A 26,307-nucleotide genomic window follows, 5' to 3' on the forward strand; every position below is an offset into this window, starting at 1 on the left:
CAGCGGCACTGGTGTTGCGCCGAGGACGAACAGGCCGGAGGAGGCGTTGTCGGCGACCGAGCGGCGCGCGCGGGCACGGACTGACCATCGACCGCCTGCGGGCCGTGGAGATGGTGCTCGCGGACGGCTCCGTCGTACGGGCCGACGATTCGGAGAACCCCGATCTCTTCTGGGCCGTGCGAGGGGCGGGCGCGAACTTCGGGATCGTCACTGCCTTCGAGTTCGAGGCCGACGACGTGGGCGCGGTCGCCTTCGCCCGGCTCACCCAGGACGCGAGCGACCTCGAGCGCTACCTCGTCCAGTGGGGCCGGGCGGTCGAGGACTCACCGCGGGACCTCACCAGCTTCCTCATTGTGCCGCCCCCGCGCGGCGGACGACCGGCGCTCGCGGTGAGCCACACCATGGTCGACGCCTCGGACCCGGAGACCGTGCGCGCCCGGCTGGAGCCACTGGCCGCGATCTCCGCGATGTACGCCCAGGACATCGTCATCACCTCCTACGCGGCCGTGATGGACAACGCGAGCGACGACCCACCGGTCTCCCACGGTGAACCGGTCTCACGCAGCGGTCTGCTCCGGCACGTGACCCCGCAGTTCGCCGCGGCGGCGGCTCGCACGATCCGCAGCGGCGCGATCGGATGGTTCCAGCTCCGCTCGGTCGGCGGCGCCGTCGCCGATGTTCCCTCGGACGCCACGGCCTACGCCCACCGCGACGCGAACTTCTCGCTGGTGGTGATGGGCGGTGCCGACGAGGTGGTCGACCGGGCCTGGGCCCGGCTGAGCCCTTTCCTCGACGGCCTCTACATCAGCTTCGAGTCCAGCCTCCGGCCCGAGCGGATCGCCGCGGCCTGGCCCCCACGGACCCTCACGCGTCTGCGTGAGCTGAAGAGCGTCTACGACCCCGAGGGCGTGTTCGGCGACAACTTCGCCCTCACACCCGCCGCGAACCACCCCGGAGGAAGCACCCCATGAGCGACTACGGCCACGAACTGTGGTTCGGCAGCTTCATCACCCCCACCGCCCACCCGACTCAGGCGCCGGTCGAGCTGGCCCAGACCTCCGAGAGAGCCGGCCTCGACCTGGTCAGCTTCCAGGACCACCCCTACCAGTCGGCGTTCCAGGACACCTGGACCCTGATGTCGTACGTCGCCGCACGCACCGAACGGATCCGGATCAGCGGCAACGTGCTGAGCCTTCCGCTGCGGCCCCCGGCCGTGCTGGCCCGCGCCGCCGCGAGCCTGGACCGGCTGACCGGCGGGCGAGTCGAACTGGGCATCGGCGCGGGCGCGTTCTGGGACGGCATCGTCGCGATGGGAGGCCGCCGGCTCGAACCCGCCCAGGCCGTGCGGGCGGTGGAGGAGGCCGTGGAGGTGATCCGGGGGCTGTGGGCCACCGACGAGACCGGTCCCCTCCGTGTCACCGGGGAGTTCTACACCGTGAACGGCGCCAAGCGCGGCCCGGCACCCGCCCATCGCATCTCGATCCGCATCGGTGCCTACAAGCCGCGCATGCTCCGGCTGACGGGCAAGATCGCCGACGGTTGGCTGCCCTCCCTGGGATTCCTGCCCGAGGGCCCGGCATCGCTGCGCGCGATGAACGAGCAGATCGACGAGGCCGCCTCCGCCGCCGGTCGAGAGCCCGCGGCGGTCAGCCGCCTGCTCAACCTGAGCGGCCGATTCACGTCCGGCGCCGGCGGCGGCCTGTTGCAGGGGACTTCCGGCGACTGGGCCGAACAGATCGCCGACCTCGCCCTGCAGTACGGCGTATCCGGATTCATCCTCGCCTCGGACGAGCCTGCCGACCTGAACCTCTTCGGTCACGAGGTCGCGCCGCGCGCCCGCGAACTCGTCCAGTCCGAACGCGTGACGTGATGCGGTGCGCGCGTGGCAGGCCGGGTGACGGAGCTGCGACAGCGTCAGCACCGACGGAGCTGTTCGGACGCCGCGAGGAGACCGCGGTTCTCGACGGGCTGCTCTCGCAGGCCCGCGGCGGGAGCGGTGGCGCGCTCGTGGTGTGGGGCGAGCCGGGTATCGGCAAGTCAGCTCTGCTTCACCACGTGCACGGCCAGGCCGCGGACTTCGTCCGGCTGAGCCACTCGGCCACCCGGCCCGAGTCGGACCTGACTTTCGCGGGGCTGCAGGGGCTGCTACGACCGCTGGCCGATCGTGTCGAGCTGCTGGCGACGGCCCAGGCCGCCGCTGTGCGTACCGCGCTCGGGCTGAGCGGTGAGCCGACGGACCGCCTGGTGGTCGGGGCGGCCGTGCTGTCGCTGCTCTGCGGACTCGTCGAGCGGCAGCCCGTGCTCGTCGTGGTGGACGACGGGCAGTGGCTCGACGAGGCCACCGCGCTGTGCCTGGGGTTCGTCGCTCGACGCGTAGGAGCGCATCCCGTGGTCGTCGTTCTCGCCGATCACAGCGATCCGGCCGCCCGGCCCTGGGAAGGCGTGGCCGACGTGCGGGTCGACGGCCTGAGCGACGAGAGCGCGCGGCAGCTTGTGGCGGCCGTGGCGCCGCTCACCGACGAGGCGACGACGCGGAACATGGTCCGGGAGGCCGGGGGCAACCCCTTGGCGCTGCACGAACTGGCCACGCTCGGGGGCGACCTCGACGACGCCGAGCATCGCCGGAAGCGAGGACGACCGCCCGTCGGGCCGTGCCTGCAGCGGGCTTTCCGTGCCGGGATCGAGGCCCTGAGCCCTCCGGCGCAGTTGCTGACCGTGCTCGCGGCGGCCGAGGAGCACGGCGACCGGCTCACGGTGCAGCGGGCGGGACGTGCGTCGGGTGCCGGTGACGCCGTCTGGGAGGAAGTGACCAACGCGGGCCTGCTCCACGTGGCGGGCAACCGCGTCGGTTTCCGGCACCCCGTCGTGAGCAGAGCCGTCTACGAGGGCTGCGGTGCCGCGACGAGGCGCCGGGCTCACCGCGCCCTGGCCGCCACGATGCCGGACGAGGCGGAGGAGCGCGCATGGCATCTCGCCGCTCTGGCCCACGGACGCGATGAGGACGTCGCGCGGCTCCTCGAACGGACCGCCGTCCGCTCCCGGCTCCGCGGGGCCACGAACACGGCGGCACGGGCGTGGTGGCGGGCCGCCGAACTGTCGGCCGCACCGATCGACGCCTCACAACGTCTTGCCGAGGCGGCCAGGGCTTCCTGGGACGCCGGGTGGGCAGCCACGGTGGAGCGCCTGCTCGATGACGCGGAACGGCTGGCCCCCGGTGCTCACGTCGCCCGGCGGAGCCGGGGTCTGCGGGGGATCATGGAGTTCGCCCGGGGCATGCCCGAGATGGCGCACCACTTCCTGATCACCGACATGAAGCGCGTCCCGGAACCGGGAACGGCGCTGGAACTGGGCACGCTGGCCATGCGCGCCGCCTGGTCCGTCGGACGCGGCGACCTGCGGGTCAGAGCGCTGGAGCTGCTGCTCGAAGACGAGGTCGGGGGCCGGACCGGATTACTCGGCACGCTTGCCTGGTGGAGCGACGACGTGTCTGCCGACGCGGCGCCGGCGGACACCTGCGACCTCGGTGATGCCGCCGCGCGGGCCCGTACGACCATCCTGCCGTTGCTGCCGCCGACACCCCTCGCCGTGGCCTGGGGGATCGACGAGCCGATGGCGGATGCGCTGCGCCGCCGGTTGCCGCACCTGCGGCGGTGCAGCGAGCGCGCTCGGCTCGCCGCCGTCCTGGCCCAGACCGCGATGCTCGACAACGCTGCCGGCCGCTGGCCGCAAGCGGAGTCCTCGGCCGCGGAGGGACTGCGGCTGGCCCGGGACCTGGGTGCCGACCACATCGCCTCCCACTGCCTCACCAGCCTGGGCTGGCTCGCCGCGGCGCGTGGTGACGAACGCGCCGTCGCGGAGGCCACCGCCAGGACTCTGGAGACGTCACTCCCGCAGGGCGTCCGCGCGCTGAGCGCCGCCGCGTACTGGAACCGCGGCATGGCCTCGCTGTTTCGCGAGCGTCCCGAGGAAGCACTGGACATCCTGGTGCGCCTGACCGAGCCGGGCCATGGCGCGGAACACCCGACCTTCGCGCTCCTGGCCGCTCTCGACACGGCCGAGGCGGCAGTGGGCGTCGGCAGAAGCGACCTCGCGGACGAACGGGTACGGGTGCTCGAAGCCTGGGCGCGGCGCACGGGAGCGCCGTGGGCCCGCTGTGCCGCGCACGTCACGCGCGGGCTCCTCGGCGGCGCCCGGGCCGAGGGTGCCTTCCGGGCCGCACTCGACGTGCCGGGTGCCCGATCCCACCCGCTGCTCTACGCGCGCGCTCAGTTGTCCTACGGCGAGTGGTTGCGACGGGGCCGCCGGCGGACCGACGCGCGCGTCCGGATCGGCGCCGCCTTGGAGGCGTTCGACCGGCTCGGTGCCGAGCCGCTGCGCCAACGCGCGCAGCGCGAGCAGGACCTCACCGGAGCGCCGGGACGCCGGGGAAGCTCGGACATCAGGGCGATGAACCGGCTCACCGCCCAGGAACAGCGAGTCGCCCAACTGGCCGCCGAACAGCTGACGAATCGCGAGATCGGCGCACAGCTGCGGATCAGCCACCGCACCGTGGGCCACCACCTCGGGAACGTGTTCGCCAAGCTCGGCATCAACACCCGAACCGAGCTGAGCCACCTCCACGCCGGTTGCGAGCTGCCGTGAGCGCAGGGAGGCCGCGGCGGAGCGGGCGCGCGACGCCTCCGGCGGAAACGACGGATTGCCCGCCCGATTCGCTCACCGGCCCTGATTTGTAGCGTCGCTGACGTTGTCCCGCGTACCCGCGGCGAAATGCCGTGCGACGCATGATGAGAGGTCACCTCATGCCCAAGTCCGAAACCCTGCCCCACGCGCGCCACTACATCGACGGGCAGTGGCAGGACTCCAGCTCCCGCGGCGAGTCCCGCAGCCCCGCGACCAACGGCCTGCTCGGCACCTTCGCCGACGGCGGTGCGCGGGAGGCGAAGGCCGCCGTGGCCGCGGCCCGAAGGGCCTTCGACTCCACCGCCTGGTCCCGCGACCGTCACCGGCGTGCGGCAGCGCTGCACGAACTGGCCGACCGGCTCGAGCAGCGCAAGGACGAACTGATCACCCTCCTGGCGCGGGAGAACGGGAAAGTGCTTTCCGAGGCGGCCATCGAAGTCGAAGGCACCATCCCCAAGCTCCGCTACCACGCGGCGCTGGCCCTCACCGACCACGGCAGGGCCGGCGAAGTACGGCCCGGCATGTACTCGATGACCCTGCGCGAAGCCGCGGGCGTCGCCGCGGTGATCGTGCCGTGGAACTCACCGGTCATCCTCTCGGCGCGATCCTTCGCACCCGCCCTGGCGGCCGGCTGCACCGTGGTCATGAAGATGCCGGCGCAGACCGGCCTGGTCAACGGAGTGCTGAGCGAGATCGTCGCCGACACGCCGAGCCTGGACCCGGGCGTGTTCAACGTCTTCACCGAGAGCGGCAACGCCGGGGCTCCGGAGCTGGTCTCCTCCCCGGACGTCGACGTGCTCAGCTACACCGGCTCCACCGCGGTCGGCCGCGTGATCATGGAACAGGCCGCCCCGACGCTGAAAACGCTGTCCATGGAGCTGGGCGGAAAGACGCCGATGCTCGTCTTCGACGACGCCGACCTGGACGCCGTCGTGCCCGTGCTCACCAAGGCCGTCACCATGTTCGCGGGCCAGTTCTGCATGACGGGCAGCCGGATACTGGTCCAGCGCGGCGTGGCCGACGAACTCCGGCGGCGGCTCGTCGCCGCCCTCGAAGCGGTCCGGGTCGGGCCCGGCGACGACCCCGCCAGCGAGATGGGCGCCATGATCGACGAAGGAAACGCCCAACGGGTCGAACAGACCGTGGCCGCCGCGGCCGACTACGCCACCGTCCTGGTGCGGGGCAAGCGGGATCGGGCGCTCCTCGGCCCGTCCCTGATCGAGGTCGCCGACGTGTCCTCGCCGATCGTGCAGCGCGAAGTGTTCGGGCCGGTCGCCACCTTCGAGGTGTTCGACTCCGAGGCCGACGCCGTGGCGCGTGCCAACGCCACCGAGTTCGGCCTGGCCGCGAGCATCTGGAGCCGTGATGTCGACCGCCCCCTGCGCGTCGGCCGCGAACTGCGGGCCGGGACCGTCTGGACCAACACCTGGGCCATAGTCCACGACCAGTTCGAGGAGGGCGGCTTCAAGCAGTCGGGAGTGGGCCGCCTGAACGGCATCCGCGGGATCGAGGAATTCCAGGAGACCAAGCACCTCGTGCATGTGGCACCGCAGCTCTGACAGCTCTCGACGGCGGAGTGAGAATCGATGACCGAGACGGACGACGTCGGCCCGGCCGACGTCACCCTGCTGACCGCGCGCGCTGTGGAACCCGGCTACGAGCAGGACTTCCGGGAGTGGTTCGGGCGGGTGACCGACACCGCCTCAGCGTTTCCCGGACACCTGGGGGACGGGTTGTTCCGGCCTGCCACGGCCGCCGGGCCATGGGTTCTGATCCACCGGTTCCGCGACCAGGAGTCCGCGCGGCACTGGACGATGTCACCTGAGCGGGCCGCACTGTTCGACCACTGCGAGGGCCATCATCAGAGCGAGGTGGCGCGTCGCGAACTCTCCGGAATGGAGACCCTGTTCACCACTGCGCACGACACGCCCACGACGGCGCCGCCTCGGTGGAAGATGGCGCTCGCCGCCTTCGCGGCCGTACTCCCGATCTCCCTGATCGGCAACGGTCTTCTGGGGCCGGCGCTCCGTGCTTGGCCGCTTGTGGCGCGGGTGCTGATGCTCGCGCTGCTGTTCAGTACGTTGATGACGTATCTGATGATGCCGGCTGTGACCCTCGTCCTGCGCCGTTGGCTCTATGCCGCCACCTCGACCGCGCGCGAGCGACCGACGCGATGACGCGGCCCCCGGGGCGGACCGCGCCGTCTTGTGGCTCGGCTTTCAGCGGGACAGTTCCATGATCTCCGGCACGGATCTCCCGCAGCGGCTGGTTGATCACGGTGGCGGGGTCGAATGCGGAACCCCGGACAGGCACCGCGACGGGAAGTACGCCGTCCGCGCGGCGGGCCGCCCGGCGTCGGGAGGCCGGGGCGAAGCCGGACGGGTAGATCGGGGGCCCCGGGGCGCGCCCCGCTCCTGCCAGGGAACGCCCACTCCCTGGTACTCCTCGGACGACCAGCCGGTTCCGAGGCCGGTGATGAGACGGCCCCCGCTCACCACGTCGACACCGGTCAGCGACCGGGCGAGCAGCAAGGGGGAGTACCAGGGTGCGACGAGGGTGGATGTGCCCAGCAGCACCCGTTCGGTGAGGCTCGCGGCAACGCTCAGCGTCACGAACGGGTCGAGCATGGTGCGCAGCTGCCACGGAATCGTGTCCGTGTCCATGGAGGGCTCTTCGCGGTCAGGGTGTAGTTGCGGTCTGCATCCGCCGGCTTCGAGGAGCGACCGGGTGATGTAGTGAGTCAGGTAGTGCGGCCGAGCTCGCGCAACTCGACGAGCGCGGCCGGGACGCCGCCGGCGAGATGGCGGACAGCGCCTCGAGGCGCGCGTCTTGGCAGAGTTCTTCGACACGGTGCGGGTCAGCTCTGTGTGATCAAGTCAGGGTTGGCTCGCGGATCGCCATCTCCTCGGGTCCTGCGGCAGTGCCTCTCCCGGGTTCAAAGATGGGCGTTCATTCGGTCGGGCGGGACAGATGCTGCCGATGACCTGTTTCAGCGGCCCGTGTGATCGCCTCGAGTACCCGGTGGCGATCGAGTGCGACCGTGAAATCCGGCGCATCGGCGGTTCCGTCGCGGAGGTCGGCGGCGAACTGGGCGTAGAGGCGGGCGACCCCCGCTGCGGGTGCGTCGAGTTGCAGGTCGGGAGCCGCATAGGCGGGGGGGACCTCTAGCACTTGGACAGGCTCGCTGCCGCGGCGCAGCGTGATAGTGAAATCGGTGAAATGGATGTAGCCCGACGCCGACTCCACACGCACACTGCCCTCGGTGCCCTGGATCTCCCATACCATCGCCGAGCCGGCAGACTGCCCGGCGCTGTAGTGCAGCGAAGTGACGATCCCGCCTTCGAGAACGCCGGCGACGACGATCTCATCCGGCGCGTCCTTCGGCAGCGACGCGCCATCGGAGAGGCGGACGCCGTCACCGCGCTGATTGGCGACGACGGCGGACAGACTCTCGAACGTGCCGAGCGCGCGCGCAAGCGGTTCGAGCCCGTGGCCGAGCATGATGCTCAGAAGCGTGGCGCCATTCTTCGCGTGAGCCATGTACTCGACCGGCGGGTCATATCGGCCGACCCACATGTCGTCGGCCAGATGCGCTCGGATGCTCGTGCTGAGCGGCTTGCCAATCACGCCTTGCGCGATGAGGTCGCGAAGGAAGAGGACCGGCGGGTGCAGGCCGCCCTGCAACCCGACAACCGTCCGCAGCCGCCGCTCGCGGGCAAACCCCTCCAGCGCTTCGGCCTCCGACAGGTTTCTTGCGAGCGGCCATTCGCAATAAACCATCTTGCCCGCGGCCAGCGCGTCGGAAACGATCTGCTGGTGCTCCGGCACCTTGACCGCGACCACCACCAGGTCGACCTCCGGTCGCACGACCAGAGCCTCATGTGTGTCGAAGGCGAGATCGGCGCCCAGCCGACGAGCGGTCGCGTTCGCGCTCTCCATACGAGTCGTACTGACGGCGCGGATCTGGAACGCGTCGAGCGCCTGCAGCGCCGGGACGTGAGCAATTCCGCCCCAACCCCGATCGGCACTGGCCCCGACAAGGCCGACGCCGATCCGGGTATGTGCTGAATTCGTCATTAGGATGCTCCTGCCGTGTGCAGCCCCGGCAACGCTCTCCGGGCTGCGTCACCATGATTCGTTTCCGGACAAATGCGTGGGCACTCGGGCTCACCATGGCGAGCGAGCAATTATTGCCGTTCGCCATGGTGAGCCCGAGTGACCCAAGCGCAGGTTCTACACGTGAGCCCAGTGGGCCTCGAGTTCGCGCGCGACATCGGCCGCACGCTCTATCATCGGCCAGTGCGAGCTGCGCAGCTTGAAGACGGCACGTGCGCGTGTGGCATTACCGAGCTCGTCGGCGAAGCGGTGAGGAAGGAACGGATCGTCCAGGCCCCAGATCACTAGCGCTGGTGCGGTCACCTTGCTCAAACCTGGCTTCCACTCCGCCCCGACCTCGATCGCCGAACGGTAAAGGGCGAGAATGCTTGCCCTCATAGTGGCATCGATATGCCGGACCGCTTCGTCTGCCGCGTCGCGCGGCATCTGTGCCTCGTTGAGACTTGCTGCGAACTCCTCGAGGTCGAGGTCTGCCATCCATTGCTCGCCCTCGCCCGGCGTTTGCCAGATCTTGGCAAGATAGTGCCACGGATACTCCGGATCGATCGGTCCGCTGATGCCTGTCCATGTCCGCACCAGATCTGGCCGGACAGACGCGAGACGGCCCGTGAGCAGAGACCCCCAATCATGACCGACCAGGTCGACGGGTTCGCCGATTTCTTCGATCTTCTCGATAAGCCAATCGAGATACTCTTCTTTCGTCGACGTGAATCCCGCTGGTAGGGGTACGCCAAACCCGGGGAGATCGATCGTCACAATATCTTCGCGTTGAAGATGGGAACGGACGGTGTCCCAAAGCCGGTGGGTATCAGGTACACCATGGACGAGGACTGCAGGCATTTCGGATTCTCCAGTTGTTTGTTGTCGTGGTTGAATGGCCGGTCGGCCGAGTCAGGGAAGGAGGATGACTTTTCCGTGGGTGTGGCCCGTGGCGACGAGGCGATGAGCGTCCGCGGCCTCGTCGAGTGGGAAGCTCCGGCCGATGCGTGCGGTCCATGCGCCGGCGGCGATCAGATTCAGGGCTTCCTGGACAGGGCCGCGGTCGCGGTTCCCGCTGCCCCCGGGGCTGAATGCGACGCCGTGTAGTGCGGCATCGCGGTCGGCGAGCGTCACGATCCGGTCGGGGCCGCCGAGAAGATCGACGAGGGCGGGAAGGAGCCCCTTGCCGGCGGTGTCGAGCGCGGCGTCGACCCCGCCCGGAGCGGCGGCACGGATGCGATCGACCAGGCCCGGGCCGTGGGCGACAGGGGTTGCTCCGAGACTCCTGACGAAGTCGGCGTTGTCAGTCCCGGCGAGGCCGATCACCGTCACACCGCGCTGTCGCGCGAACTGCACGGCGGCGCCGCCCAGAGCACCGCTCGCGCCGGTGACCACGAGCGTTTCACCCGGGCGAATGTTCAGAAGCCCGAGAGCCCTCGCCGCGTTGTCGGCGCCGATGACAGTAGCCGCGGCCTCCTCGAAGGAAACGCCGTCGGGGATCGTCGCGAAGCTGCTGCTGACCGTGTACTCGGCGTACGAGCCCTGGGTGGCGGAGTCCGGCCACCCGGCGACGCGGTCGCCGACCACGCCCTCGTCGACGCCCGGGCCGACCGCCTCGACGACGCCGGCGAACTCGAATCCGATGATGGCGGGAGCACGCAGGCGGAACACTCCAGCGCGTGCCTGGATCTCCGCCGGGTTCACCCCCGCGGCGTGAACCCGCACCAGTACCTGACCCGGACCCGGCACCGGTCGCGGAGCCTCCGCAACCCGCAACACGGAGGGTTCGCCGAACGAGGTGATGACGACGGCTTTCATGATGATCCTTCTTGTATACAAGGGTTTGCTCGCACCGTTCAGAACGGTGTCAGGTCAGGAAGACCGGAGGATTCTCGCCCCGCAGGCGGTAGTCGGGCCGGGGCCGTTCGAGGCGGATGGATTCCAGCACGGTGTACGCGTGGTACTTGGTCTGGGTGGTGGCTCCTGCCAGCCGTTCCCACCAGAGCCGGCCGTCGCTCGTCTCCTTCTCGAGGACGTGGCGGGTGGTGTAGTTCGCCATGGAGCTGATCCAGTTCTCGGTACCGACGAAGATCCTGTCCCAGCCGGTGCCGGTCACGATGTCGGCGAGCGCATCCGAGCGGCTGAACCGCTCGACCGCCGCAGTCGCCCCCTCGAGCACGTCGGTGAAGTACTCCACGCACAGCTTCACCTGCTCGTAGGTGCCGTAATGCATGTGGTGCCCGCCGACGAAGTAGTCGAAGTCGTATTCGAGGATCTGGGACTGAGCTTCGTACCAGCCGGAGATGTTCTGCGAGGCGTCGCAGTGCATGAACGTGACGCTTCCCGGACTGACGATGTCGACGGCCGTGAGCACCTTCTGCCGCGGTGCGTAGATGAAGATGTTGCCGGGGCAGTGGTTCTCTCCCCTGTAGGAGAGCTGCAGGCTCACGCCGCCCACTTCGAGGACGAGTTCGTCGTCGAACGTCCTCGTCGGCAGGGGGCGCTTCGGGTCGGGGAAGCGCTCCAGGAGTTCCTTGGTGATGCGGTGGGCGACGATCTCGACGTCGGGACCGAACACGGAGGCCGCGCCGATGTGATCGGCGTGCCAGTGGCTGTAGATGACGTGGGTCACCGGTCGGTCGGTGACGTCCTCGATCGCCGCCAGCATGTTCTCGCCCAGCGTCGGGGGTGCGTCGATCGCGACCACGCCCTCCTCGGTCACCACGAATGCGGCGTCGTAGCCGGCACTGGTGACCCAGTAGAAGCCGCCGCGCAGTTCTTCCACGTGGTAGCCGTACTTCTGGAAGTGCTCGCTCTGGAAATACGGGGGGTAATAGCCCGCGGGGTCCAACGGGTCGTCCGCCCCCGCGCGGGGGAATCCATAGTGGTCGATCCCGTAGAAGCTCGGGGTTTCTTCGACGCTGATGGGTATCTGACTGCTCTGGCACATCGGCGGGACGCCTTTCTGTGTTCTTGGGAAGCTGTCGAACGGGTGGTCTATCCCGGTGACGTGAATCGAAGGACCGCCTTGGTGACGCGGCCTGAGCCCGCATCCTCGAACGCGGTGTTGATATCGGCGAAGTCGTAGAAGGACAGCAGTCGGTCGATGGGGAACCGGCCCGCTCGATAGAGCTGGGCAAGGTCGTTGATCAGGAGCGACGAGACGGCGTCGCCCTGGATGATGCCCTGAAGCGACTGGCCGAGCGTGAGCCGGCCGGCGTCGAGCACGGCGCCCGCTCCTTCGTGGAACGCCACGAAGCCGAATCGGCCCATCGGTGCCAGGGCGCCGACCCCGACGTCGAGGTTCTCCGCGCGGCCGCTCGTGTCGAGGACGTATTCCAGACCGCGTTCGTCGACGGCGCGGAGCGCGCCGGTCAGATCCTCGACCCGGCCGGGGTCGACGAGGTGCGTCGCTCCGAGATCACGGGCCAGATCGAGGCGGCCGGCGTCGACGTCGACGGCGACGATGGTGGTGGCACCCGCGACATGTGCCGCCATGACCGCCGCCAGGCCCACCGCTCCCACGCCGAAGACCGCGAAGGACGCTCCCGCCGGCACGGCGAGGGCCTTGAGTACGGCCCCCGCGCCCGTCTGCAGCCCGCACCCCAGCGGAGCCATGACGTCGAGGGGCAGATCGCGGGGGACCTTGATCGTGTTCCGTTGGTGCGTCAGGGCGTGGGTGGCGAACGAGGACTGGCCGAAGAAGTGACCGTGCGGCTCAGCACCGTGGGCGACGTGGAGACCGTTCGAGCCGTCCAGGCGGGCACCTGCGAAGTTGGCCGCCCAGACGTTGTCGCAGTAGGCCGCGTGCGAGGACATGCACGGCTTGCAGCGGCCGCACGAGTGGTAGGAGAGGACGACGTGGTCACCGGGCTCGACGGTGGTGACAGCGGCACCCACGCGTTCGACGACTCCTCCTCCCTCGTGCCCCAGCACCACCGGCAGCGGCGTCGCCATGCGCTGTGCCCGCACATGAGCGTCGGTCGCGCATATTCCGGTCGCGACCATGCGAACGAGTACCTCGTCGGACCGCGGGTCCTCGATCTCGATGTCGCGGAATTCGAAGGGCCCGTCCTGCGCTTCGAGAACAGCGGCGCGCGCGGAGGTGGTCATACGCCGTGAGCCTGCCGCGAAGCGCCGCGAGGGCCATGGTGACGAGGGACTGACATCATCAACGACTCCCTGATCGGGGGGGCGGGCCTCAGGAACCCTTCAGCGAGTCCGAACCTATGTCGGCCGCCCGTACTCGCGGATCGGTCGCCGTATCCGTCACGGCAGTAGGCACGGTGCCGCGAGGTGCGGTGGCGTCACTGCCGGACGCCGGTCCGGGCGGCTTGTTCGACTCGGGCGATGAGACGGCTGTTGTGGGCGGCGTGCTGGAATCCCGGGGTGTGGTGGGTGCCGTTCGTGATGTCGCGGGCCAGGCTGGCGTAGACCTCGCCGACGTTGATGGAAGCGCCCGTCCAGATGTCGGCGGCGGTGGGTCCCGCGCCGGTGGCGACCGGGCGGTCGGGCGCGGTGTAGTCGACGCTCGACGAGAGGGTGAGGTCGCCGACCTGAACGCCCGCGGGGTGGTCGCCCGTCAGCTTCAGCCAGCCCTCCGATCCGCGTACCTCCAGACTGAAGTGGGCGTCGGGGGCGGGCACGCCCGCCAGGATCTGCACCCCGACCGGCGCCCCCGAGGAGGTCTTGGCGATGGCGTCGAGGTGATCCGGGACCTCGCGGGCGGACATCGCGCCGGTGTCGACCAACTTCACCTGAGGCCACAGGAGTTCGGTGCGGGCGTCGATCTCGGTGATGTCGCCGAGAACAGCTTCGACCACATCCAGAACGTGGCCCGCGGCGATGGTGAGGAAACCGGCTCCGGACGCTGCCTTGTCGAAGTACTCGTACGCGCTCACCGACTCCGGGCCGTTGCCGAAGCTCGTCGCGGCGACTCGCGCCGAGAGCAGCCGCCCGAGCCGGCCCTCAGCGATGATCTCCGCCGCGCGGCGTACCGAGGGGTTGAGCCGGCCCTGCAGGCCGATCGCGGTGTGCAGTGAGCCGGCCGCCTCAGCCATCTCTTCCGTCTGCGCCACGGTCGCGCCCAGCGGCGACTCCGCGTACACGGCCTTGTTCGCCGCGAGGGCCGCCAGGACGAGCTCGCGGTGAGCCGGGACCTTCACCGCGACGGTGACGAGGTCGATCGAAGGGTCACCGATGAGCGCGTAGGGATCCGCGAACCAACGCTCCGCGCCGAACGCCTCGGCAGCGCCGCGCGCGCTCTCCTCGTGCCGCGTCGCCACACCGGCCAGGTGGAAGTCGGGCTGTGCCGCCAGCGCGGGTATGTGCGATGCGCCCGCCCAGCTCGCCTTCGTGTCCGCGCCGATGATGCCGACCCGAATGAGATTGCTTGACATGATGTGGTGTTCCGTTTCTTTCGCTGCAGCAAGACGTGGTGTGGTGCGCGGGGTGAATCGGCGCGTTGGCGCTTCTCTCACTGGTTGACGGCGGCCATGTCGGGCTCGGCATGGCGTTCGCCGGACGCCGGTGTGAGGTTGTTCAGGCGGGCGATCTGGCCCGGGGTGAGTCGGATGCCGTCGGCGGCGCTGTTCTCCTTGAGGCGGTCGATGCGTTTCGTCCCCGGAATGGGCGCGATGCCGTCTCCTTGCGCGAGTAGCCAGGCCAGAGCGACCTGCGCGGGCGTGGCCCCGACCTCGTCGGCGACCTCGCGCACCTGGTCGACGATGCGCAGGTTGCGCGTGAGGTTGTCGCCGGTGAACCGGGGATTGGAGCGACGCCAGTCGGCGGCGTCCAGGCCGTCCAGGGTGCGGATGTCACCGGTGAGAAAGCCGTGTCCCAGCGGTGCATAGGGAACCAGTCCGATGCCGAGCTCACGCAGCGTGGGCAGTACCTCGGCCTCCGGGTCCCGCGTCCACAGCGAGTACTCGCTCTGGACGGCGGCCACGGGATGGACCGCATGGGCCCGGCGGATGGTCGCCGCTGCCGCCTCCGACAGTCCGATGTGGAGGACCTTGCCCGCCTCCACCAGGTCCCTCAGCGCCCCCACCGTCTCCTCGATGGGAGTGTTGGGGTCGACCCGGTGCTGGTAGTAGAGGTCGATGCGGTCGGTTCCGAGCCGCCGCAGTGAGCCGTCGACAGCCGTGTGAATGTTGGCGGGGGTGCTGTCCGGGCCCGGCCGGCCGGTGTGGGAGACGAGGCCGAACTTGGTGGCGAGGACGACTTCGTCCCGGCGGCCCTTGATCGCGCGACCCAGCAGTTCCTCGTTGACGTAGGGGCCGTACACCTCGGCGGTGTCCAGATGGGTGACACCGAGGTCGACGGCGCGACGAATGGTGCGGATCGACTCGGCTCCGTCCCGGCCGGCGCCGGTGTAGTACGCCGACATCCCCATGACACCCAGGCCGATGCGCGGGACATCGAGCCTGCCGAGCGACGTGGACTGCATCTGTTGTCCATTCCGTGTGGGGCGGGCCTCAGCGCCGCAGAGCGAACTTGACGCGTCAAGTTCTACTCCTTCGAACTTGACGCGTCAATAAGTGGGTCTAGGATGTCCTCATGGCGAGCACGGCAGATGACACGAACGGCCGGCGCCGTCGGCGTCCACGGAACGGGCCGACATCCGAGGCGACGGCTCGTGCCGACGAAGGCTCCGGCTCGGGGGCGTCCACCGGTCCGGTTGCCGAGACGCGATGGCTGAACGGCGACGAGCTGGCGGCGTGGCTGGCCAACTCCGCGATCATGATCAGCCTGCCGGCCGCGCTGGATGCGCGCATGCAGCGCGAGGCTCAGCTGACCTTCTTCGAGTACATGGTGCTCTCGGTCCTCTCCGAGCAGCCGGACCGCACCATGCAGATGAGCGCCCTGGCCGCGCGAACGGCTGCGTCACTGTCGAGGCTGTCCCATGTCGTCGGTCGGCTCGAGAAGCGCGAACTGCTCGCACGGAAGCGGATCCCCGGTTCCGGAAGGCGCACCACCGCGACGCTGACCGAGGCCGGTTACGACGTAGTGGTGGCGGCGGCGCCGGGACACGTCGCCGCAGTCCGCGAGTACCTGATCGATGATCTCGGTCCTCAGGAGCTGGCGGCACTGCGCCGCATCGGTGCGGCGGTGGACGCGGCCATCAAGCGCGGGCAACCCGACGCGAGCTCTGCGGCTTCGTCTCCGGATGACGGCGCGGTGGACGGCCAGTCACCCGCTTTTCATCCGGCTTCACAGCCTTCGGCCGACACCTTGATCGTGACTCCCCGCGGGCCCGCCGGCCAAGAGCCCGGCCAGCCCTGACTGGCGGGCGTGAGTGAGGTCCGCGCAGCTTGCGGGCCGTGCTGGGCTGCACCACAGCACGCGACCTTCACCGTCCGTGACGACCATCGACTTCACGGCGTTCTGCTTGCTCTTGCCGGAGATGAACTTGCGTACCCAAAGCGGGTGTGAGCCGGAATGCGAGGGCGGCTCGGCAAGGGGGTGCCGCCATCGCCGCCCAACGAGTCGTCGCGGCTGGCTCAAGATCTTCATCGGACGCGCCTGGCTCTGTCGACGTTGAAGAGCAGCGTCCCGCGCTGTTCGTGGGGCACCTCGGCTGCCAGTTCGGGCAAGCAGCGAACAGCGGAACAGCGGAGGCATGTGTGAGTCGTCCGCGCTCTTCGTCGGCGTGAGCAAAGCGCTGGCTACAGGGCATAACAACCGTCTCCCGAACTCGTCGGCATCGACTTTCCTCGAGCCGCAGGTGTCTGCCGTGGTCGTCGACAACTGCTGTCGCAGGACATCGAGAAAGCCATGCCAGCCGCACGCCTCTGCGGGGCCGTGGTCCGCCGGTCGGCGGCCAGCGCCATCCTCCGCCACTGAGCCCACAGCGCGCCGAGTCAACTCCCTGCTCGCCGATTCCATCCGGCTCGGTCGAGACCCTGAGGAAGTGCCACGTTCGTGGTGGCCTGCGCGTTCCTCCCCGTCGTCCGGGAGAACACCACCGTGCTGCGACTTCTCCGCCTCGCCCGCGTCTTGCGCGTCGCCCGCTTCCTGCCCCAACTGCGCATCGTGCTCGTCGCGGTGGGCCGCAGCCTGCCCGGCACGGTCAGCTTCCTGCTCGTGGGCGGACTCCTGCTGTACGTCTACGCGATGGTGGGCTGGGTCTTCTTCGCCCGCGCCGACCCCGAACACTTCGGCTCGATCGGCCGCGCCGTCCTGACCCTGTTCCTGCTCATGACGCTCGACGGCCTCGGTGACGCCGTCCGCGCGGGCCTGGAGATCTCTCGCTGGAGCATCCTCTACTACGCCAGCTACGTCCTCATCGCCTCCTTCGTTCTGGTCAACGTCCTCATCAGTGTCGTCATCACCTCCCTTGAGGAGGCGCGGGCCATGGAGCAGGCCGACGACCAGGAGCAGACGGACCCAGGCCCGCCGTCCGCGCCCAGGCCGCTGTCGGAACAGGAGCTACGGGAGCGCATCACGACGGCGCGCAGAGCACTCGACGAGTTGGAGGAGAGCCTGGCGATCCTCTCCGTGCCCCGCCCGACTGGCACGGAAGCTACTGCACCGCCGCTGCGGGGGAACCCGTAACTCGACAGCTGTGTCGAACCGTCGGGTCAAGGAGAGGCTGACGGGCATGAAGATCTCGGGCATCTTCACCGCGATCGTGATCGGCGTCGTGATCGGAGTCCCGGGCCGCCTGGTCATCCCCGGCCGCCAGCGCATCGGCATCTGGTGGACGATCCTGGTCGGCATCGTCGCGGCCCTGGCCGGCACGGCCATCGCCGGCGCCTTCAACGTCGCCGACACCAAGGGCATCGCCTGGATCGAACTCGCCATCCAGATCGGTCTCACCGCGCTCGGCGTCGTCGGAGTGGAGCGGTTCACCGGCCGCCGGTGACCGGCGTGACACCTCGGCTGCGCGGATCCGTACGTTCGCAGCCACGCGAGCTGGGGCGACAGCGTTCCGAGGTGGCCTTGGCGTTTTTCGGTGAGCGCGGCCTGGAAGCGCCCGGCCCGGGCCGCGAAATAGCCCCTTCCGTGGCGTGCAGTGCTGCTCCTTCGCGGAGGTGAGGGCTGCAGTTCTCGTTCGGTCTGAAGCGCTCGGTTGCGCACGCGGCGTGCGTCATGATGGCGCACGTAGCGCACACTATGCCCGTAACGACGTGACCCGTATGCCGGATTTGCGTGTCGCGCGCTGTTGAGCTGCACGTATTTCCACACGCTTTCGTGTCCACATGTTTCGCGATGACGCATCATGTGGAGTGTGTCGCCATCCTCGAACCGGCCGCTAAGAGCTCCTGACCTGGGGTGTTGTGAGTGCGCATTATGTGCGGTGTGGGCGTTACGGGCGATATCTTGACGCTGAAATGACGCTCGTGACGCTCATTTGACGCTCGTTCTGATGGGGTGTCAGGTGTGTATGGGGCAGGTCAGGTGGCGTCAAAGCTGCGAGTGATGATGTGACGCCGAGGGCTGGTGACGCTCAATACGGGGCCGCCGGATCGTGCAGATCAGATGTTCCGGAAGAGACCAGCGGGGCCCGTGACCTGCTGTGCTTGGTTGGTCCGATGCTCTGAGCGATCCCGGTTCCCACGCGACCGGGTTCTCTCCATCCTGCGGTGGCTGCCCTTCGGGACGATGAAGAACGGCTGGTGATGTCGCCCGCACTCCGTTGTCGGTCGCTTTTCTCCATCCACGGGGGCGCCGACGACCTGGTGGAGACCGGCTCGGTGGGCAAGGCCCGCGCGAAGTGGGAGGCGCGGATGGAGGGCAAGGACGCCGACATGCAGGACGGGGACGTGGTCGAGTTCCGCCACGGAAAGGCGTCAGGCGGCAAGGCCGTCTCGTAGCGCTAGAGGTCCTTGACGGTCACGCCCTTGGTTTCGAAACTGGCGGTGCACTCGTCGCAGGCGGACCCGTGGAGCATCAGTAGATCCTGCCGGAACACGAACGGCGTGAAGCTCGCACCCTGCCCCGGGAAGTGCCTGCGGCAGTTGTCGCTCAGCACCGACGAACCACGCACGCGACGGCCCTGAACGTGCTGCTGCCGGCCGTTCAACAAACCACGACACTGTGTCGGAGGTTCGCTTTACCATGGGCGCATGGCCCAATGCACAGCACCCTCCCGAGGCCACCGCACCGCGAGTGGGGCCGCGAACTGCCCAGCGTGCAGCAGCTGGGGACGGAGGTCGCACACCCCGTCGTATTCGTCCGGACCCTCCTACGGCGGTGGCGGCGGTGGCGGTCGGTCGTCCGGCGGGTCGTATGGCGGCGGCACCTCGCGGCGCACCAGGTCCGGCAGGACGGTGTCGTACACCCCGACCGAGTGGCGGGCGGTCGAGCCCTACGCCGACAAGGCTGCGGTACAGGCACAGGTACACCCGGACAAGCGAGACCTCTTCCTCTGCCACGCCTGGAACGACCGCGAGGGCAGCGCGAAGGAGCTGTACGGTCACCTGAAGACGAGCGGTGCGACGGTGTGGTTCAGCGAGGAAGACATCCCGCTGGGCTCGCTGCAGATGCGGGAGATCGACAAGGGGCTTCGTAACTCCCGGATCGGCATCGTGCTGGTCACGCCAGCCCTGCTCGAGAGCATTAAGAACGAGGGGATCGCCGAGAAGGAGCTCGCCGTCCTGCTCGGCACCAACCGCGTCGTGCCCGTGACGCACGGGGTGACCTTCGACGAGCTCTATGACGTCAGCCCCATGCTCGCGTCGCACTCCGGGCTGAGCACGAAGGAGTCGTCGCTCGACGCCGTCGCCGCCAAGATCGCTGCTGCTGCCGCCGCGCTTCCCGCTGCCTGACGTCCGGACGCCGGAGAAGATCACGCGAAGAGACCGAACAAGGTCACACGAAGGGGCGGGTCTGCTGCACGATCGGGCGGCGGGTGAGTCGCCCGGTGACTTTGGGCGTGCTCGGCGGAGTCGGAGGGCGGAGTGCGGCGAGGCTGGACAACGCGATCCCTGGCCCAGTCCCGCAGCGTGGAGTAACCGACTATCCAGCCGCGCGGTCGGGCAGTTGGTTGGCTGCACGGGCGTGACAGGTCGCCCACGCACCGCGTCGCCTCCTTGCGGGCCTCGGATGGCGTGGATCGCGCAGCATCGAGGCCCCTCTGCCACAAGCACTCCCGGACAGATAGAAGGGCGGGCGGCAGCTCTGTGGGGCGCCACCGCCGCAAGGACGTAATGGCTTTAGAAACTCGCCTGTATTTCGCCGCCGTCGATGGATTCCCGCATCGTGGCCAGGAGAGCTGTTGCCTGTCCGGTCAGCGTCTCGTCGTCCGTCTCGCCGAGCGCCGTGACCGCAGCTGTACCAACTGAGATGGCTTCTTCTGGATCCGTCGCCCACAAGGCTGACGAGAGCAGGAAGAGGGCTCTCCCCTCCCCGTGACGGTCCCGAGCCGTCCGGTAGAGCGTGATCGCCTCCCGGACCGCTTCGATGGCCCGGTCCTGTCGCCCCAGTACCCCCCATGCCTTGCCCAGGTTCATCAGCGCCTTGGCCAGCGCGTGGGTAGCCCCGGCTTCCTTGAGCAGGTCATACGCGCTCATCAGTATCCGGACGGCCTCGGCTGGTGCCTTCGCATTGAGTCGGTTGGTGGCGAGATTCGTCAGCGCGACGCCCTCGCCCTGCTTGTCTCCGAGGTCGTGGCAGAGGGCGGCAGCCTCCTCAAGGAGGTCTGATCCGTCACCGAGTCCGCCTGCGCGTAGCGCACTGCTCAGATTTGTGAGGGCCATGGCGACACCGTGGTGATCACCGGCCCTGTGGAAGGCGTCCCGTGCAGCTGTGTGGGCAACCGCAGCCTCGCTGGCCCGCCCCAATTCCCTGAGGGCCAGGCCGAGATTGTTCTGGGTGACCGCCTCACCGTGCCAGTCGTCGATGCGGCGGCAAATTTCAATGTCCCGCTGGTACACGCCCACCGCTTCCTCGTAGCGGCCCGACTCGTCCAGCGCGCGTCCGAGGTTGGTGAGCGCAGCGCCTTCGCCTCGCAGGTTCCCTGCCTTGCCCTGCAGGACGACGGCTTTTCGCAGCACGAGCACGGCGCGATCGATGTCGCGCATTTCATGCAGCGTGTGACCGAGGTTGGTCAAAACCTCGGCTTCACCCAAGAGGGACCGCTCCGCGCGATGGATCCGTAGGGCTTCCTCGTGTGCGGCAACCGCTTCCGGGAACCGGGTCAGACCTCTGAGGGCGCATGCCTGTGCGTCAAGGAAGGCGGCTCGAAAGGCGGCAGGGGCGCTTCCGGCGCAGCACCTGAGTGCGCTGTCGTATATCTCCGTCAACTCGGCGTAGCCGCGGCGCAGTTTGAGGTAGTCGCCGATGCGTCCAGCCATCTCCATGATGACGTATGGGTTATCTGTGGGAGACGTTGCGGTTATGGTCGCGACGAGGTTCGCGCGTTCTTCGTCCAGCCAGGAGAGTGCTGCGCCCCGATCTGCGAAACGGGGCGCCGGGGACTGACCCGGGACAAGGTGGTCGTGCGCCTCAGCAAGCCGGTCTGCGTAGTGGCGGACCAGCCGGTCCAGGGCAGCGGAGCGATCGGTGCTAGCGCGCTCCGTCCGCCCGGTCTCGTCCGCGTAGAGCCTGATCAAGTCGTGCATGTGCCACCGGCCGTAGGTAGCCGAGCTCTGGACCAGGTGACCGCGCCCCAGGGCTCCCAAGAGTTCTTCGGCCGTGTCGGGATCGATGTCGCATAGGTGGGCCACGGACTCGGTCGAGACATCGGGGCCAGGGTTGAGAGCGAAGAGTCGGAAGAGCCGCGCCTGGTCCGGCGGCAGGTGCCGGTAGGACAGCTCGAACGCGGCTCGTACCGCGAGATTCCCCCGGCTCAACCGACGCAGGCGGCGATGCTCGTCGTCCAGAGCCTGGGCCATCGAGGACAGTGGCCGGTCGGGCTGGTCCGCCAGGAGGGCGGCGACGATCCGCAACGCAAGTGGCAGGTGTCCGCAGTGCCGGGCGATGGCCTCAGCAGTGTCGAAAGCATCCTCGACCCGTGTATCTCCCTTGCCCCGGGTCGCTCGCAGGACAAGACGGAGCAGGTCAACGGAGTCCGCAGGATCGAGCACGGCCAGGTCGTACAGGCGGGCGTCCAGTTCGGACAGTGTGTGTCGTGAGGTGATGAGTACGGGGACTCGCGCGTCGCCCGGGAGGAGGGGGTGGACCTGCTCACTGTCCATGGCGTCGTCGAGGACGATCAGGGTGCGCTGGCCCTGGTCGGCTCGGCTGCGCAGCGTCGATCGGTACAGTCGCGCGCGGTCCTCTAGATCTACAGGGAGGTGTTCGTGGTCGATGCCCAGCCCCCGGAGCATCGAAGCGAGCGCCTCGTCGGGGCTCTGCCGGCGGGCAGGGTCGTACCCGTAGAGTTCGACTGCAAGGGCACCGCAGAACCATCCGTCCTGGTCCTGGGCGCGATGGGCAACCTGTCGTATCAGCTCAGTCTTTCCGACACCAGGCAGTCCGGCCACCACGTGGACCGAGGGCCCCTCGCCTGTGGTACCCGGATCCAACGCCGAGAGTAGCTCTGCTACTACGGCGTCTCTACCGGTGAACGTGCCGGAAGGTGAGGGCAGTCCTGAGAGGGCAGGAGTGGTTCGAGGGATAACACGGTCGGGGGCGGTCTGGGCTATCCCACTCACCGGTGCCATGGCGGCGGAGTTCTCCGGTTTGACGTTGTGCCACAGCCCGTACTGCGGGAGTCGGGCCATTATGGCTCTCGCGTCGAGGCGCGTACCCAGGGAGTTGAGGAGTAGGTCACCCAGGGCGAGGGCCGCCAGTCGGCCGGGAGCCCCGGACAGAACCTTTTCAGCGAGAGCTGCATTCATGGCGACCACGTCGCGCTCATCGGGCCACTCCACCCACAGAGAGCGGAGCATGCGCCATACTGTCTCCGGTGCGCCAAATATCCCGGGGGCCGCGAGTTCGTCGAAGGGGGCACGGAGTTGGTCCGTCAGCCAATCACGGATGAAAGTGGAAAAGTCGTCGGAGCGGCGGGCGCGGTCGCCGAGTTCCTGAAGTGGCCGGGCCGGCACCATGGAGACGAAGTGGAAGTCATGGCTCGCCTCGGCGTGGGTGCGCAGGTGCCGCCAAATCCCCTTTGCCTCCAAGGATGCGACGTTCCATCCGTTGGCATTGCGGTTCTGTCGTTTGACCTGATGTACCTCGGTGCGGCCATTGTGACGATAGGCAAACTCAGTCCCCTCACCGAGGACTCCGCTCGGTTCGAGGGTGAGCGAGTCCCCCTGCCCGAGTAGGACGTACAGGGCGTGCCTGATTGTCCAAGCGCCCTCGTAGCGATTGCCGAACTTGTCCGTCTCCCCACCCGGCCTCGGTGCCACCGGTTCCTCCTTGCCCCGCCTGCCCGGCGACTCTCTGCCCAGCCTTGTGCACGGCCACGCTACCCGGCGGCGCTGACAGTGGTTCATGTTGATCGGTTGTGTACCCGGCTGATCCGCGCGACGAGTTTGAGGTTCCCGGAGGCTCGAGCAAGGAGCCGGCATGCGGATCGTCCATGTACCGTATCTCGCAAGGGGGTTGCCCCGAAGCGGTGATGCCGCGGGCAGAGCCGATCAAGCGTACGGTTCGCTCGTGCGGTACTTGAACCCTGAATGGCTACAAGCCTCCACCTCGGCGGCGATGCACGCCGGACAACGCAGCCTGCTGGAACGTGTGCTGTCCGCCCTCGATGGCAGCAGCCACCTTGGCCAGAACGTTGCAACACTGCCGAGTGCACTCGTCGCACTGATTCGTGCGCAGACAGCACTCGAGAGCCACGGGTCCGTGGGGCAGCCGAGATGGCAACTGCTTGGTCGCGTCGTTGACGCGGCGATCTCCTCGACCCGGCAGGCGGCAGGTGCCTACCGCCTGGGTGGCCGAGCAGATCTTGCGCTGGCGGAGACGGAAATGGTCGCTATTGCAAGCCTGATTTCACAGCGTAGGGATTCCACGCCGCAGAATCAGGCACGGCAGGCGGCGATCCAGCTCGACCGCCTCCTCGTTCCGCTTAGCGAGGCAATCAAGGGGTGGGTGAAGCCGCTGTGGACTGGTGCAGTCAGCGACCGGTACCTCGCGGAGCAGATGGCTGCGGAGATCGGGTTGCTCGTTGCCCTTGAGGGCCGGGACACGACTGCGCTTTACACCGATCTGGTGAATCTCATCTCCTGCGGCGCGGTGAGTGCGGACGCCGTCAAGAGCGCATTGTGGCCGCCCAACCGTTCGCATCGGGTCACGCTTGCCGTGCACGGAACACGGGAGCTTCGCGGCCTTGCGACCTTCCTGCCTGGCAGCCAGCAGTGGGGGCTGTGGGTCGGGCAGGAGGAAGACAAACTGCCCACGAGAGCTCCGCTCCGCAAGTTTGTACGCTTCGTCGGCCCCCTTGAAGGCTCCGCTGTTCTGGTTAGCATTCGGATCGAGGCAGCTGACCCCGGCACAGCAGCGCGAATCGCGCGGCGAGAGCTCAGCGAGGCTTTGGATCATTATGCGGCTGGCGATCGACTCATTGACCTGCAACTGGCTCCAACGTGGTCGGTCGAGTCACCGTCTGACCGGCACGCAATGGGCACCGTGCGCAGCCCGGGGCGGCGTACGGCCTACCCGCTCACTGGCTACATGCCCGATTCGTTGCGTGCTGCGATGAGGGCGGCCAACCTCGCTCGCCATGTGGACGCACCCATGGCGAGCGCCGCTCTGTCCTGGAGTGCCTTGGAGACGACTGGCCTGGCAGCAAACAAAGTCGAACGATTGGCTCGAGCCTGCGCCCTGCAGACACTCCGCCGACACCTTGCCTCGACTCATGCAGTACTCCGTTCTGCTGCCCGTGCCCGGCTTGACCACCAGCGCCATGCCGTGGAGATGGAAAAGGTTCAACTCAAGAAGCATGAGACCGCGGCGCACTTCTGCGCCCAGTCCGACAGCCTTAACGCTCAGGCCGCGCTCAACACGCACGTGGAACTCGCAGCGACCGCGCGTGCGCGGCTGGAGCGCGTGGAAATGGACCTCCAGGTTACCGAGACGGCGATCACGTCCGACATGGCAGCATTGGGTGCGTATGTGACAACCGAAGGGAGCAAGGAACACCTGAAGTCTGTCGACGCCTGGCTCGACGTCCTGCTCCCCGCGCAATCAGGCATCTCGTCCTGCCTGCAGGCGGCCAAGGACGCTGCCACGGACCTTGCAACCCGCTGCGAAGGACTTGCCGCCGAGACTCTCTCCCTGTGGCGCTCCCGACTCGCTGCTCCCAAGGACTTGGCGAACTGGCTCGAAATCCAGGCCGGAACCTACCGAAGCGTCCTCGAATGGCTCTATGCCACCCGCAACATGGTCATTCACAAGGGCCACTTCACCGCTCCGTCCGACGAGTTGACCGCGTTTGCAGCCCGCGGCGTCGTCGATATGGCGCTGGAGTTCCTGAGTAACTGGCACACCGTCGAACGTGCCCGCGCTGGCAGGGAGACTCCTGCTGCCGAGGTGTACCAACGTCTAGGTGACCGGTTGACAGATGTGATCACCGAACTGCGCCGTCCCGGAGCGGCATGCCATTCCCTGCGCGTCGACTATCTCACTGGGCCCGACTCGACCTGGTGGATAACCGGATACCTGAGAGGAACTCCTTGACTGGTCCGAAGCGGACGGCGCATCAAGTCCTTGAACTTCAGGTTGGTTATGCCGCCCTACTCATCGATCGGCTCCAGGGCGACCTGTAACCGCATCGAGGGAGGCTCCGGCACTTCGATGACCGTCTCCTCCTCGGCGCCTTCATACAGGCAGTCGTGGTGCTGTTGACAGGTCCTCTTTCCTGCGGTGTTCGGTACTGACAGCCCGCGAAGCGCTGCACGAGCGGGAAGGTCGTGCTGGGCGACGGCGGACCGGCCGCGGCATCCGTCATCCATCCCGTACTCTGCTTCCTCGCGACGGGGATCGAACTTCGCGCAATCGCGGGGATCGTCATCGTCGCGGGGACAGCGCTGGCTGGCAACGACGTCAACTGCGAGCGCGCTTTTCGCCTTCTGCGGTTCCTCTACTACCGCTCACAGCCTCCGGCACCGTCCCAGCGGGTTGAATCACCACGTTCGCTGGGAAGGGTGAATCGATGATGAACTACTTGTTCAGATGGGACGAGATACCGCAAGTACGGGGGTGGGACCTTCGGGGTGGAAGCCCCGGAAGGCTGATCGACTCCTGAGGTTCGGGGGCGATGCGGTCGCCTATTCGGAGACCGGATGTATGCCATGTTCGACGAGACGGGTGCGGCGGCGCAGCAGATCCCCCTTTTTTTGCGCGGGTGCTTGGCGCCGCCAGCCGTGTAGTCGGAGTGGTGCTGCCGGACAGTGCTGCCCTGCCGGTGGAAGACCCCGATCTAGACGGCGGCCTTGCGGTAGAGCGGTGAGGCCGTTCAGGTTCTGGCGCGGCGTGCACAAAAAGCCGTCGCCATAGAGCAGGTGCTTAGAGCTCGTAACACGATCTTGCTGCAACGTCCTGGTTGGCCGTGACCGGTGTAAGGCTTCGGCCGTTCGTGATGGCGTGAGTACTCGGCCGTGGATTGTGGACGACGACTTGTGGGCGCTGATCGAG

20 protein-coding genes and 1 pseudogene are annotated in these 26,307 nt (G+C 68.2%); 11 read left to right on the forward strand and 10 right to left on the reverse strand.

Annotated features, from left to right (window positions below):
- The 5 genes from G6048_RS50135 to G6048_RS32195 form a co-directional block, all read left to right on the forward strand.
- A partial coding sequence (locus G6048_RS50135; protein WP_408056191.1) for an FAD-binding oxidoreductase occupies positions 1-971 on the forward strand: 971 nt, incomplete at its 5' end.
- Positions 968-1,870 carry an LLM class flavin-dependent oxidoreductase gene (locus tag G6048_RS32180; protein WP_165343125.1) on the forward strand — a complete coding sequence of 301 codons (903 nt, stop codon included), beginning with the start codon at positions 968-970 and terminating at the stop codon, positions 1,868-1,870. The genes G6048_RS50135 and G6048_RS32180, both read left to right, overlap by 4 nt.
- On the forward strand, positions 1,870-4,641 hold the full coding sequence (locus G6048_RS32185) for an ATP-binding protein (RefSeq protein WP_165343126.1): 2,772 nt from the start codon (positions 1,870-1,872) through the stop codon (positions 4,639-4,641). The genes G6048_RS32180 and G6048_RS32185 overlap by 1 nt, the downstream gene beginning before the upstream one ends.
- Before the next feature lie 158 nt (positions 4,642-4,799).
- Complete coding sequence (locus tag G6048_RS32190; RefSeq protein WP_165343127.1) at positions 4,800-6,239, forward strand: aldehyde dehydrogenase family protein; 1,440 nt, start codon at positions 4,800-4,802, stop codon at positions 6,237-6,239.
- 27 nt (positions 6,240-6,266) lie between these two features.
- Positions 6,267-6,857, forward strand: a complete 591-nt coding sequence (locus tag G6048_RS32195) for an antibiotic biosynthesis monooxygenase (RefSeq protein WP_165343128.1) — start codon at positions 6,267-6,269, stop codon at positions 6,855-6,857.
- 96 nt (positions 6,858-6,953) lie between these two features.
- On the opposite strand, the gene G6048_RS50140 is transcribed toward G6048_RS32195, so the two are convergent.
- From G6048_RS50140 to G6048_RS32235, 8 genes are all read right to left on the reverse strand, one after another.
- The gene (locus tag G6048_RS50140) at positions 6,954-7,343 is read right to left on the reverse strand and encodes an LLM class flavin-dependent oxidoreductase (protein WP_328827581.1); all 390 of its coding nucleotides are present in this window, start codon (positions 7,341-7,343) and stop codon (positions 6,954-6,956) included.
- A gap of 286 nt (positions 7,344-7,629) precedes the next feature.
- Entirely contained in the window at positions 7,630-8,757 is a 1,128-nt protein-coding gene (locus G6048_RS32205; RefSeq protein ID WP_165343129.1) for a Gfo/Idh/MocA family protein, read from the reverse strand.
- Between the two features lie 156 nt (positions 8,758-8,913).
- Positions 8,914-9,636: an alpha/beta fold hydrolase gene (locus tag G6048_RS32210; protein ID WP_059302981.1), complete on the reverse strand. Its 723-nt coding sequence runs from the start codon at positions 9,634-9,636 to the stop codon at positions 8,914-8,916.
- Between the two features lie 51 nt (positions 9,637-9,687).
- Positions 9,688-10,593, reverse strand: a complete 906-nt coding sequence (locus tag G6048_RS32215) for an NADP-dependent oxidoreductase (RefSeq protein WP_165343130.1) — start codon at positions 10,591-10,593, stop codon at positions 9,688-9,690.
- 49 nt (positions 10,594-10,642) lie between these two features.
- Entirely contained in the window at positions 10,643-11,725 is a 1,083-nt protein-coding gene (locus tag G6048_RS32220) for an MBL fold metallo-hydrolase (RefSeq protein ID WP_206342395.1), read from the reverse strand.
- Between the two features lie 47 nt (positions 11,726-11,772).
- Positions 11,773-12,888, reverse strand: a complete 1,116-nt coding sequence (locus G6048_RS32225; RefSeq protein WP_165343131.1) for an NAD(P)-dependent alcohol dehydrogenase — start codon at positions 12,886-12,888, stop codon at positions 11,773-11,775.
- Positions 12,889-13,082: 194 nt separating this feature from the next.
- Positions 13,083-14,174, reverse strand: a complete 1,092-nt coding sequence (locus G6048_RS32230) for a Gfo/Idh/MocA family protein (RefSeq protein WP_165343132.1) — start codon at positions 14,172-14,174, stop codon at positions 13,083-13,085.
- A gap of 77 nt (positions 14,175-14,251) precedes the next feature.
- The gene (locus tag G6048_RS32235; RefSeq protein WP_165343133.1) at positions 14,252-15,223 is read right to left on the reverse strand and encodes an aldo/keto reductase; all 972 of its coding nucleotides are present in this window, start codon (positions 15,221-15,223) and stop codon (positions 14,252-14,254) included.
- Positions 15,224-15,333: 110 nt separating this feature from the next.
- On the opposite strand from G6048_RS32235, the gene G6048_RS32240 reads away from it, so the two are divergent.
- From G6048_RS32240 to G6048_RS51560, 4 genes and pseudogenes are all read left to right on the forward strand, one after another.
- A complete protein-coding gene (locus G6048_RS32240) occupies positions 15,334-16,059 on the forward strand; it encodes a MarR family winged helix-turn-helix transcriptional regulator (protein WP_165343134.1) in 726 nt (241 codons plus the stop codon).
- 639 nt (positions 16,060-16,698) lie between these two features.
- Positions 16,699-17,331, forward strand: a pseudogene (locus G6048_RS32245) (ion transporter); the annotation flags it as partial.
- A 46-nt stretch (positions 17,332-17,377) separates the two neighbouring features.
- Positions 17,378-17,641 carry a GlsB/YeaQ/YmgE family stress response membrane protein gene (locus G6048_RS32250; RefSeq protein ID WP_165343135.1) on the forward strand — a complete coding sequence of 88 codons (264 nt, stop codon included), beginning with the start codon at positions 17,378-17,380 and terminating at the stop codon, positions 17,639-17,641.
- Between the two features lie 721 nt (positions 17,642-18,362).
- Positions 18,363-18,593, forward strand: coding sequence for a hypothetical protein (locus tag G6048_RS51560; RefSeq protein WP_328827593.1), 231 nt, complete (start codon positions 18,363-18,365; stop codon positions 18,591-18,593).
- Positions 18,594-18,595: 2 nt separating this feature from the next.
- Here the strand turns inward: G6048_RS51560 and G6048_RS32260 are convergent, their stop codons facing one another.
- A complete protein-coding gene (locus tag G6048_RS32260; protein WP_165343136.1) occupies positions 18,596-18,766 on the reverse strand; it encodes a hypothetical protein in 171 nt (56 codons plus the stop codon).
- A 283-nt stretch (positions 18,767-19,049) separates the two neighbouring features.
- Between G6048_RS32260 and G6048_RS32265 the strand changes: the two genes are divergently transcribed.
- The gene (locus G6048_RS32265) at positions 19,050-19,547 is read left to right on the forward strand and encodes a toll/interleukin-1 receptor domain-containing protein (protein ID WP_165343137.1); all 498 of its coding nucleotides are present in this window, start codon (positions 19,050-19,052) and stop codon (positions 19,545-19,547) included.
- Between the two features lie 387 nt (positions 19,548-19,934).
- Here the strand turns inward: G6048_RS32265 and G6048_RS32270 are convergent, their stop codons facing one another.
- Entirely contained in the window at positions 19,935-23,075 is a 3,141-nt protein-coding gene (locus tag G6048_RS32270; RefSeq protein ID WP_165343138.1) for a tetratricopeptide repeat protein, read from the reverse strand.
- A gap of 160 nt (positions 23,076-23,235) precedes the next feature.
- Between G6048_RS32270 and G6048_RS32275 the strand changes: the two genes are divergently transcribed.
- Positions 23,236-25,350: a hypothetical protein gene (locus tag G6048_RS32275; protein ID WP_165343139.1), complete on the forward strand. Its 2,115-nt coding sequence runs from the start codon at positions 23,236-23,238 to the stop codon at positions 25,348-25,350.
- The last annotated feature ends 957 nt before the right edge of the window (positions 25,351-26,307 follow it).

This window comes from Streptomyces ureilyticus (genome assembly GCF_011045025.1).
GTDB lineage: Bacteria > Actinomycetota > Actinomycetes > Streptomycetales > Streptomycetaceae > Streptomyces > Streptomyces ureilyticus.